Source organism: Frateuria sp. YIM B11624 (genome assembly GCF_049727805.1).
In the GTDB taxonomy this organism is placed as follows: Bacteria; Pseudomonadota; Gammaproteobacteria; order Xanthomonadales; family Rhodanobacteraceae; genus Frateuria_A.
Genome location: NZ_JBCNYA010000055.1, coordinates 1 through 9,877, shown reverse-complemented (window position 1 = coordinate 9,877; position 9,877 = coordinate 1). Strand labels below are relative to the sequence as shown.

Below are 9,877 nucleotides of genomic sequence, written 5' to 3'. Positions count from 1 at the left end.
CACCCTACGAAAAAGGCCCGCGGTGCGGGCCTTTTTTCTTGCCGTACGATGGCGCGCAACGTGGCACCGTAGGGTGGGCTTCAGCCCACCGCGCCGCTGCGATGCAGTCGGAAAGTGCCGGCCCTTCTCAGGCCTTGCCGTGGAACAGCTCGCGGCCGATCAGCATGCGCCGGATCTCGTTGGTGCCCGCGCCGATCTCATAGAGCTTCGCATCACGCAGCAGCCGTCCTGCCGGGAACTCGTTGATGTAGCCGTTGCCGCCCAGCGCCTGGATCGCCTCCAGCGCCACCTGCACGGCGTTGGTCGATGCATTTAGCAGGCATGCCGCCGGATCGATGCGCGACTTGATGCCCGCGTCGAACTGCTGCGCCACCAGATAGGCGAAGCCGCGCGAGGACTGCAGCGCCGTGTACATGTCGGCCACCTTCGCCTGCATCATGCCGAAGGTGCCGATCGGTGCGTTGAACTGCTTGCGTTCGCGCACATAGGGCAGGGTGAGGTCCAGCGCCGCTTGCATCAGTCCGAGCGGCCCGCCGGAGAGCACCAGGCGTTCGGTGTCCAGGCCGCTCATCAGCACGCGCACGCCTTCGTTGACCTCGCCGACGATGTTCTCCGCCGGGATCTCGCAATTGTCGAACACCAGCTCGCAGGTGTTGGAGCCGCGCATGCCGAGCTTGTCCAGCTTCTGCGCGGTGGAGAAACCCTTCATGCCCTTCTCGACGATGAAGGCGGTCATGCAGCGGCTGCCGGCCGCGCGCGGCGCGGTGCGCATGTAGACCAGCAATACGTCGGCATCCGGGCCGTTGGTAATCCACATCTTCGAGCCGTTGGCGACCCATACGTCGCCCTTGAGTTCGGCCTTGCAGCTCATCGAGCCGACGACGTCGGAGCCGGCGCCGGGCTCGCTCATCGCCAGTGCGCCCACGTACTCGCCCGAACACAGCTTGGGGATGTACTTGCGGCGCTGTTCCTCGTTGCCGTTGTGGAAGATGTTCTGCACGCAGAGGTTGGAGTGCGCGCCGTAGGACAGGCCCACCGAACCGGAGGCGCGGGAGATCTCCTCCATCGCCACCATGTGCGCCAGGAAGCCCATGCCGGTGCCGCCGTATTCGGTCGGGATGGTCATGCCGAGCAGGCCCATCTCGCCGAACTTCAACCACAGGTCTTCCGGAAAGGCGTTCTCGCGGTCGATGCGGTCGGCGCGCGGGGCGATCTCCTTCTCCGCGAAGGCGTGCACGCTCTCGCGCAACAGGTCGATGTCTTCTCCGAGCGGGAACGGGCGCATCCGTGGAACTCCTTGGGGTCTGGTCGGGGATTTTAGCGCGGTATGTCGTAGGGCTTCGGCAAGATCGCCCCCATTCGCCCTCCGGGCACATTCCCCCGTGAACGGGGGAAGGATCAAGTTGCGATACGCCCGCCCAAGTGAGCCTTCCCCCGTTCACGGGGGAAGGTGCCGTCAGGCGGATGGGGGAGGGCCTTGCCCGGACCCCGCCCAACAAAAAGGCCGCCAACCGGCGGCCTCTTCGTCAAAGCGAGAGCATCACTGCCCGCGCATGCGCCCCTGGAAGCGCGTGCCGCCATTGCCCATGTGCGGCAGCTTGATCTTGCCGATCGCCTCGATGCGCTCCTCGGCCAGACGGTCGGCCGCCTTGTAGGTCGGCACGCCCTGCGTCTTGGAGATCTCGAAGATGCGGCCCAGGTTGTAGTAGATCGTGCGCATCATGCGCATCGCGCGCTCGCGGTTGTAGCCGTCGATCTCCAGCGACACGTTCATCACGCCGCCGGCATTGACCGCGTAGTCCGGCGCGTACAGCACGCCGCGCTTGTTCAGCTCGTCGCCGATCGCGTCGGTGGCGAGCTGGTTGTTGGCCGCACCGCAGATGATCTTGGCCTTGATGCGGTCGATGGTCTGCTCGTTGACCGTGCCGCCCAGCGCGCACGGCGAGTACACGTCGGCGTCGACGTCGTAGATCTCGTCCAGGCCTACCGCCTCGCAACCCAGCTCGTCCACGCAGCGCTGCACCGCATCCTTGTTGATGTCGGTGACGAACACCTTGGCGCCCTGCTCGCGCAGCAGCTTGATGAATTCCGAACCCACGTGGCCCGCGCCCTGCACGGCGTAGCTGTACTTGCCCACGTCCTCGTTGCCGTGCTTGAAGTTCAGCGCGGCCATCAGGCCCTGCAGCGTGCCGAAGGCGGTGAACGGCGAGGGATCGCCCGAGCCGCCGTGCACCTGGTGCACGCCGGTGACGTATTCGGTTTCGCGGAACACGTATTCCATATCGTTGACGTCGATGCCGACGTCTTCGGCGGTGATGTAGCGCCCGCCCAGCGAATTGACGAAACGCCCGAACGCGCGGAACAGCGCCTCGGACTTGTCCTTGGAGGGATCGCCAATGATCACCGCCTTGCCGCCGCCCAGGTTCAGGCCGGCCACGGCGTTCTTGTAGGTCATGCCGCGCGACAGGCGCAGCACGTCGTTGACCGCATCCTGCTCGGTCTTGTACGGCCACATGCGCAGGCCGCCGAGCGCCGGGCCCAGCACCGTGTTGTGGATCGCGATGATGGCCTTCAGGCCGGCGTCCTGGTTGTGGCAGAAGACGACTTCTTCGTGACCCGTCTTGGCGATGGTTTCAAAGATCATTGGAACGATGACTCCACGAGTTTGGCGGATGCCACGGGGGCTGGCATCCCGCAGAAAGGGTGGCGGGCCGATCCAGTGCGGACCGCCGAAAGCGGCAGAAACGCTTGAAAGTCAAAGCCCCGGCGGATGGCCGGGGCGGTGAATTTAGTCAGCTAGTTTAATACGTCGGCGTGACGGCCGTTTCTGCGGCGCAGCAAGCCGGGCGTGCGGGACGCCCGGTGGCGGGCCTCAGCGCCCCCAGTAGCCGCGGTGGAAGCGCCAGTCGCGGCCCTCGTGGACCCAGCGCGCCGGGCGGTAGTGGTAGCCCGGGCGGGCGCGCACCCAGTAGCCGTCGACCCACACGTGGCGGTGGCCGCGCGGGCTCCAGCGCCAGTAGCCCGGCGCCCACACGTAGCCCGGACGCGGCCGCACGTGGACCACGCGCACCGGCGGAGGCGGCACGCCGACGACCACGCCCACCGACACGTGGGTGCGGGCCTGCGAGGCCGGTGCATAGGCGACGGCGCCCAGCGCCAAGCCAAGGCCGGCCAGCAGGGCGAGGGGACGGGTGATGGCAGTCATCGGTTTCTCCGGTGGCGCCGCGAGCGGCGGCGTGCAGACCGGAAAACGGCGCGGCCGGGCGGGTGTTGACGCATCGGCTGCGCCCATTCAGCCAGCAGCACGCCTCCCCACCGAGCCTTCACCCGCGAACGCGGGGGAAGGTGCCGACAGGCGGATGGGGGCGCACTTCGGCGCGAAGTTCGGGGGAGGGTTTCCCGAAGGTCTCCCCCCATCCGCCCTTCGGGCACCTTCCCCCGCCGGGCGGGGGAAGGATCGGGGCCGCTCAGCCTTCCAGTCCGCCGTTCATGACCGCCTACAGCTTGCAGTTGGGCGAATGCCCGCCGGCCCGCGCCTGCTGGTACGCCGGCATCAGTTGCTGCGCCTGCTGGCCCAGCACCTGCGCGCGCTTGTCCGGCGCCGGGTGGGTGGACAGGAACGCCGGCGTGCCGCCGCTGCCCTGCTTTTCCATCTTGTCCCACAGCGTGACCGCGGCGCGCGGGTCGAAGCCGGCCTTGGCCATGTAGCGCTGGCCGAGCGTGTCCGCTTCGGATTCCTGCGTGCGCGAGAACGGCAGCAGGATGCCGACCTGCGCGCCGGCGCCGAGCAGCGCGGCGACGTTGCCCGCATCGCTGCCGCGGGTGCCGGCGTAGATCGATCCGGCAGCCACCGCCGCCTGCGTGGCCATGTTGTCCGACACGCGCTCGGCGCCATGGCGCGCGACCACGTGCGAGAGCTCGTGCCCCAGCACCACGGCGAGCTGGTCCTGGTTGGTGGCGATCTTGAACATGCCCTGGTTCACGCCGATGCGCCCGCCGGGCAGGGCGAAGGCGTTGGCGGTCTTGTCGTCGATGATCTGCACTTCCCACTGCTGCGTGTTCCACGGCGGCGGCAGCACCGCGACCAGCGCGTTGGCCACGCAGGTGGCGTAGGCGCGCTCCTTCGGCGCGTTGGCGAACTTGCCCTGCTTGCGCATGTCGTTGAACGAGGCCAGGCCCATCTGGCTCATCTGCGCGTCGGACACCATCATCAATTGCGAGCGCCCGGTAGGCGAGGTGGCGCAGCCGGCGAGCAGGGCGGAAATGGCCGCGGCGATCAGCAGGCGGGATTTCATGGACGTTCCTCCGTGACGGGCAGCGCCCAAGCATAGCCGCGGCGTCCGGCGAGATTGGATGAACGTCACCCTGGAAAAGTACGAACGGTCGTGCTATTTTTGACGCATGACCACTGCGACCGCTACCGCCAAAGGCCCAACCACTCGCGAGCTGATCCTCGACCACGCCTACGAGCTGGCCCGCACCAGCGGGCTGGAAGGCCTCTCGATCGGCACGCTGGCCACCGATGTAGGCATGTCCAAGAGCGGCGTGTTCGCGCACTTCGGCTCGCGCGAAGACCTGCAACTGGCCGTGCTGGACGCGGCCGCGCGGCGCTTCATGGCGAACGTGCTGGTGCCGGCGCTGTCCGCGCCGCGTGGTCTGCCGCGCCTGCGTGCGATCGTCGAGCAGTGGTGCGAGTGGGGCCGCGTGCACCAGAGCGGCTGCGTGCTGCTCACCGCGGCCGGCGAATACGACGGCCGCGACGGCGCGCTGCACGACGCCGTGGTCGCACAGCAGGGCGGCTGGCGCGGTGAACTGGAAAAGGCGATCGCCCAGGCCGTCGCCGCGGGCCACCTGCGCGGCGACACCGACACCGCCCAACTCGCCTTCGAGATCTACGCGCTGATGCTCGGCCTGCACCACGACGCCGGCCTGTTCGGCTTCGAGCAGGCCAGCCGTCGCACCCATGCCGCCTTCGAGCGCCTGTGGCGCAGCTGGCAATCGTAGAGGAACCGACCATGTCCACCGTGATGCGTCGCCCCGGGTTGGCCGCCCGCTTCAAGCTCGCCACCGTACGCACCAGCTTCGCCCTCGGCGGCCGGCTGGCGCCGCGGCGCACCGCCGACCGCGCGGCGCGGCTGTTCGCCACGCCGTTCGCCAGCAGCCGCGCCCGCGCGCGCGCCGCCACGCCCGACGAAGCGATGCGCCGCGAAACGCTGGCGATCAACGGCGAGGCGATCGCCACCTACGTGTGGGGCGACCCGACCACGCAGCCTTACGTGCTGCTGGTGCACGGCTGGTCCAGCTTCGGCCTGCGCTTCCTGCCGTGGGTCGGGCGCCTGTGCGCGCTGGGCTATGCGGTGGTGAGCTTCGACCAGCCCGGCCACGGCCTCAGCAGCGGGCAGTACTGCACGCTGCCGGAATTCGCCGACACCGTGCGCGCCGTCGGCCGCCACTACGGCGACGCCGAGCTGGCCATCGCCCATTCGCTCGGCGGCGCCGCGGCCGCGCTGGCGCAGGGCGAAGCGTGGCGTGCGCGCAAGCTGGTATTGATCGCGCCCGCCGCCGACATGCATGCCGCGGCCACCCGCTATTTCCGCTTCGTGCGCCTGGGCGAGCACCTGCGCCGCCCGTTCTATGCCTGGCTGGTCAGGCGCACCGGCGTCACCGTGGACGAGTTGCAGATGCACCGTCACGTCACCGCGCTCGGCCAGCCCGGCCTGATCGTGCACGACCTCGACGACGCCGACGTGCCCTGGGACGAGGGCGAGCGCTACGCCCGCCACTGGCCCGGCGCGCGCCTGCTCACCACGCAGGGCCTGGGCCACCACCGCGTGCTCGACGCGCCGGAAGTGGTCGAGGCCGTGCTGGCCTTCGCGCGAGGCGAAAGCGTCGGCGAACGCGTGGTGGCCTCGGCCAACCTGCCTTATGGCCTGGCCTGAACGGGTCCCGTTGCTGAACGCCTTCACGGTTCTTTAGTCGCATTTCACCCGCTCCGGCGCAGAGTCGATGAGCGCGCCCGCCAGCGGGCGGCGCGTGATCGATTTGCCGAAGGAGAAGACCCATGAAGACCGGACGTTTCCTGACCCTCGGGGGCAGTGCGATCGCCATCACCCTCCTTGCCGTGGCCACGGCGGGCACCGCATCGGCGCAGCAGGCCACCACGGCGGGCTCCGACACCGGCGCGACGTTCCAGAGCCTGGACAAGAACCAGGACGGGCGCCTCACCCGCTCCGAGATCCCGTCGGACATGCCGCTATTGCGTACCCGCATGTCCACCTACGACACCAACCAGGACGGCATGCTCGACGCGCGGGAGTTCGCCACGGCCCAGGCTGCGCTGCATGGCCACGGCCAGGCCGGTGGTGGGGATAACGCGCCACCGCCGCAGCATTCGGGCGGCTGAACCCAGACCTCCGGCGTATCGCCGGCGGCCTTACAGGCAGCGCGCCAACCGGCGAATGCCTTCCTCGATGGCGCGCGCGTCCACGCCGCCGTAACCGAGGATCAAGCCGTTCCGTTGCGCCGGTCCGCGGTAGCACTGCGACAGCGGCCTGACCGACACGCCGGCCTTCGCGGCGCGACGTGAGAGCGCGAGGTCGTCGACGTCGTCCGGCAACAGGGCGGCCAACTGCATGCCCGCCTCCGCGCCGACGACCTGCAACCTGCCCGGCAGGTGCCGCCCGATCGCGTCGAGCAGCGCCGCGCGCCGCGCGGCATAGAGCGTGCGCATGCGCCGGATGTGCCGCGCGAAATGTCCTTCGCGGATGAAGTCGGTCATCGCCCGCTGCGGCAGCATCGGCGAGCAGGTGTCCAGCGCATCGCGCCCCGCGCGGAACGCCGGCACCAGGTCGCTCGGCACCACCAGCCAGCCCAGCCGCAGGGCAGGGAACATCACCTTGCTGAAGGTGCCCACGTAGATCACCCGCCCATCGGCATCCAGCCCCTGCAGCGACGGCACCGGCTTGCCGCCGAAGCGGTACTCGCTGTCGTAATCGTCCTCGACGATCCAGCGGCCCTCGCGCGCCGCCCACTGCAGCAACTGCATGCGCCGCGAAGCGCTCATCGTCACGCCGAGCGGGAACTGGTGCGAGGGCGTGAGGTAGACCATCCGCGCGTCCGGGCCGCGGCGGATGCCTTCGGCCACGTCCAGCCCGTCCTCGTCCACCGGCACCAGCACCGCCTTCGCGCCGACCGCCGCCAGCGCCTGGTGCGCGCCGGGATAGCCCGGCTCCTCCATCCACGCGCTGTCGCCGGTGTCGAGCAGCACGTGGGTGCACACCTGCACGCCGTGCTGCGCGCCGGTGGTGATCATCACCTGCGAGGCATCGGCACGCACCGCGCGCACGGTGCGCAGGTAATCGGCGACCGCCTCGCGCAACGGCAGGTAGCCGAGCGGATCGCCGTAGACCAATGATTCGGTGTCCACGCGGCGCGCGTGCCGGCTGAGCAGGCGCGCCCACGCCTCGTGCGGGAAGGCATCCAGCGCCGGCAGTCCCACGCGGAAGGCGCCCTGGCTTTCGAGCCAGGTCTGCTCCGGACCCGCCATCGCCTGTGCGCGCGCCGCGACCCGGCGGGCGGGTGAAGCCAGCGCCGGCGTCGAGATGCAGCGACGGCGCCGCGGCTTCTCCGGCGCACCCAGCGGGATAGTTCCGGCCACGCAGGTGCCGGCACCGGTGAACGTTTCCAAGTAGCCCTCGGCGTGCAACTGCTCGTAGGCGCTGAGCACTGGCAGGCGCGAGACCTTCAGCTCGCCGGCCAGCGCCCGCGTGGACGGAACGCGCTGGCCCGGCTGCAGTTGCCCATCTACGATGGCGCGCCGGAACCATTCCGAGAGTTGCCGGTAGATCGGCACATCGCCGCCCGGGTCGAGCGCGATCGGCGGCAACAGGCTGGCGGACACGCGTTTCATGCGCGGCTCCCGAGTGGTCATGCGGGATCATAGCGAAGTGGCTATTCGCGCGAGCCACTGTGGCGCCTAAGGTGCGTGTTTCCTAGGCACGGTGGAGGCGGCGTGGGCATCGAACGGCAAGCGGCGAAGCGGCGCAGGTTATGCATCCTCGGCGGCGTCCTCATCTGGCTCGCGGCCGGTACAGCGTTCGCCCAGGACGCCGCGCGCCAGTCGCGCGACGATGCGTGGTGGACCGGGCCGATGCTGGCCAACTCGGCCGAAACGCTGCCGCGCGGCCACATGCTCATCGAGCCCTACGTCTACGATGTACAGACCCGCGGCAACGACGGCTTCGGCTCGCGCGCCTACGTGCTCTACGGCCTCACCGACGACCTCACCGTCGGCGCCATCCCGATCATCGGCTACAACGGCCTGCACCACGGCCCGAACAGTTCCGGCATCGGCGGGGGCGACCAGATCCTGCAGGCGCAATACCGCCTCACGCGATTCCACGAAGGAAGCTGGTTCCCCACGCTCGCGATCATGCTGCAGCAGGCCGTACCCACTGGCCGCTACAAGCGCCTGGAGCGGACGGCCGACGGCATGGGCGGCGGCGCCTGGGCGACCACGCTGGGGCTCAACGCGCAGAGCTATTTCTGGATGCCCAACGGCCGCATCCTGCGCGTGCGCTTCAACGCCACCTGGACCTTCGCCCGCCACGCCGACCTCGATGGCGTGAGCAGCTACGGCACCGGCCCCGACTTCCACGGTCGCGCCACGCCGGGCGATGCGTTCTACGTCGCCGGCGCGTTCGAATACAGCCTCACCCGCCGCTGGGTGCTCGCGCTCGATCTCACCTACAGCCGCAGCGACGCCACCCGCGTGGCCGGCTATGACGACCCGCTCGGCCTGCCGGCGACACCCGTGCGCGCGAGTTCCGGCCGCAGCGAGGCGTTCGGCTTCGCGCCCGCGGTGGAGTACAACTTCAACGCGAACGTCGGCGTGCTGCTCGGCGTGCGCGTGATCCCCGGTGGCCACAACGTCACCCGTTCGGTCACGCCGGCCATCGCCGTCAACATCGTCCACTGAGCGAGGAACCGTTGCCATGAAACGCCCACTGCTCGCCGCTGCGCTGCTCGCGCTCGCCGCCGCTGCCAGCGCGAAGACCTCCGGAAATTCCATCGCCGCCGCCATCGCCGACCCCGCGCGCCCGGCCACCGACAAGGCGCAGGACGCCGACCGCAAGCCCGCCGAGGTGCTCGCCTTCGCCGGCATCCACCGCGGCGATGTCGTCGTCGACCTGATGCCCGGCGCCGGCTACTACACGCGCCTGTTCAGCCGACTGGTCGGCCCCACCGGCAAGGTGTACGCGCTGGACCCGTCCGAAATGGCCACGGTGGCGTCCAAGTCGCTCGCGACGCTGAAAGCCTTCGCCGGCAAGGGCGAGTACGCCAACGTCGTGGTGCTGGTGCAGCCGCTGGACGCGCTCGAGCTGCCGCAACCGGCCGACGCCGTGTGGACCTCGCAGAACTACCACGACCTGCACGACCCGTTCATGGGTTCGCCCGACGTGGGCAAGCTCGACCAGCACCTGCGGGCCCTGCTCAAGCCCGGCGGCACTTTCCTGGTGCTCGACCACACCGCCGCCCCCGGCACCGGCTTCGCGCACACCAACGACCTGCACCGCGTCGACCCCGCCGCGGTGAAGAAGGAAGTCGCCGGCGCCGGCTTCCAGTTCGTCGCCGCCAGCGACGCGCTGCGCAACCCAGCCGACGACCACACCGCCGCCGTCTTCGACCCGAAGATCAAGGGCCACACCGACAAGTTCCTGCTCAAGTTCCGCAAGCCGAAGTGAGACACGCACGTCCGCCTTTGCTCCCTCTCCCCGTCGGGGAGAGGGCTGGGGTGAGGGGCCAAGGCTTGCGGGCAAACCCAGCCGAAGCATGTCGCTTCGCTCCCTCTCCCCGTCGGGGAGAGGGCTGGGGTGAG

General features: G+C 69.6%; 10 protein-coding genes. 5 read left to right on the top strand and 5 right to left on the bottom strand.

Going from position 1 to position 9,877, the window contains the following annotated elements; translation table 11 throughout:
- Nucleotides 1–127: 127 nt before the first annotated feature.
- The 4 genes from AAIL17_RS18010 to AAIL17_RS17995 form a co-directional block, all read right to left on the bottom strand.
- Nucleotides 128–1,285, bottom strand: coding sequence for an isovaleryl-CoA dehydrogenase (locus tag AAIL17_RS18010; RefSeq protein ID WP_424684207.1), 1,158 nt, complete (start codon nt 1,283–1,285; stop codon nt 128–130).
- A gap of 255 nt (nt 1,286–1,540) precedes the next feature.
- Nucleotides 1,541–2,644: a Glu/Leu/Phe/Val dehydrogenase dimerization domain-containing protein gene (locus AAIL17_RS18005; RefSeq protein WP_424684206.1), complete on the bottom strand. Its 1,104-nt coding sequence runs from the start codon at nt 2,642–2,644 to the stop codon at nt 1,541–1,543.
- Between the two features lie 228 nt (nt 2,645–2,872).
- Nucleotides 2,873–3,205, bottom strand: a complete 333-nt coding sequence (locus AAIL17_RS18000) for a YXWGXW repeat-containing protein (protein ID WP_424684205.1) — start codon at nt 3,203–3,205, stop codon at nt 2,873–2,875.
- A gap of 292 nt (nt 3,206–3,497) precedes the next feature.
- Nucleotides 3,498–4,295 (bottom strand): M48 family metallopeptidase, encoded by a 798-nt coding sequence (locus AAIL17_RS17995; protein ID WP_424684204.1) that lies wholly within the window; start codon nt 4,293–4,295, stop codon nt 3,498–3,500.
- Between the two features lie 106 nt (nt 4,296–4,401).
- On the opposite strand from AAIL17_RS17995, the gene AAIL17_RS17990 reads away from it, so the two are divergent.
- The 3 genes from AAIL17_RS17990 (at nt 4,402) to AAIL17_RS17980 (ending at nt 6,403) form a co-directional block, all read left to right on the top strand.
- Nucleotides 4,402–5,004 carry a TetR/AcrR family transcriptional regulator gene (locus AAIL17_RS17990; protein WP_424684203.1) on the top strand — a complete coding sequence of 201 codons (603 nt, stop codon included), beginning with the start codon at nt 4,402–4,404 and terminating at the stop codon, nt 5,002–5,004.
- An 11-nt stretch (nt 5,005–5,015) separates the two neighbouring features.
- On the top strand, nt 5,016–5,939 hold the full coding sequence (locus AAIL17_RS17985) for an alpha/beta fold hydrolase (RefSeq protein WP_424684202.1): 924 nt from the start codon (nt 5,016–5,018) through the stop codon (nt 5,937–5,939).
- Between the two features lie 122 nt (nt 5,940–6,061).
- A complete protein-coding gene (locus AAIL17_RS17980) occupies nt 6,062–6,403 on the top strand; it encodes a hypothetical protein (protein WP_424684201.1) in 342 nt (113 codons plus the stop codon).
- A 30-nt stretch (nt 6,404–6,433) separates the two neighbouring features.
- On the opposite strand, the gene AAIL17_RS17975 is transcribed toward AAIL17_RS17980, so the two are convergent.
- Nucleotides 6,434–7,909, bottom strand: a complete 1,476-nt coding sequence (locus tag AAIL17_RS17975; RefSeq protein ID WP_424684200.1) for a PLP-dependent aminotransferase family protein — start codon at nt 7,907–7,909, stop codon at nt 6,434–6,436.
- Between the two features lie 102 nt (nt 7,910–8,011).
- Here AAIL17_RS17975 and AAIL17_RS17970 point away from each other — a divergent pair, with 102 nt between their 5' ends.
- A complete protein-coding gene (locus AAIL17_RS17970) occupies nt 8,012–8,977 on the top strand; it encodes a transporter (RefSeq protein ID WP_424684199.1) in 966 nt (321 codons plus the stop codon).
- Between the two features lie 16 nt (nt 8,978–8,993).
- Nucleotides 8,994–9,743, top strand: a complete 750-nt coding sequence (locus AAIL17_RS17965; protein WP_424684198.1) for a class I SAM-dependent methyltransferase — start codon at nt 8,994–8,996, stop codon at nt 9,741–9,743.
- The last annotated feature ends 134 nt before the right edge of the window (nt 9,744–9,877 follow it).

Coding starts and splice junctions, on each gene's coding strand:
- AAIL17_RS17965 (WP_424684198.1), top strand. CDS start 8,994: ATGAAACGCCCACTGCTCGCCGCTGCGCTGCTCGCGCTCGCCGCCGCT.
- AAIL17_RS17985 (WP_424684202.1), top strand. CDS start 5,016: ATGTCCACCGTGATGCGTCGCCCCGGGTTGGCCGCCCGCTTCAAGCTC.
- AAIL17_RS17990 (WP_424684203.1), top strand. CDS start 4,402: ATGACCACTGCGACCGCTACCGCCAAAGGCCCAACCACTCGCGAGCTG.
- AAIL17_RS17975 (WP_424684200.1), bottom strand. CDS start 7,909: ATGAAACGCGTGTCCGCCAGCCTGTTGCCGCCGATCGCGCTCGACCCG.
- AAIL17_RS18000 (WP_424684205.1), bottom strand. CDS start 3,205: ATGACTGCCATCACCCGTCCCCTCGCCCTGCTGGCCGGCCTTGGCTTG.
- AAIL17_RS17980 (WP_424684201.1), top strand. CDS start 6,062: ATGAAGACCGGACGTTTCCTGACCCTCGGGGGCAGTGCGATCGCCATC.
- AAIL17_RS17995 (WP_424684204.1), bottom strand. CDS start 4,295: ATGAAATCCCGCCTGCTGATCGCCGCGGCCATTTCCGCCCTGCTCGCC.
- AAIL17_RS18005 (WP_424684206.1), bottom strand. CDS start 2,644: ATGATCTTTGAAACCATCGCCAAGACGGGTCACGAAGAAGTCGTCTTC.
- AAIL17_RS18010 (WP_424684207.1), bottom strand. CDS start 1,285: ATGCGCCCGTTCCCGCTCGGAGAAGACATCGACCTGTTGCGCGAGAGC.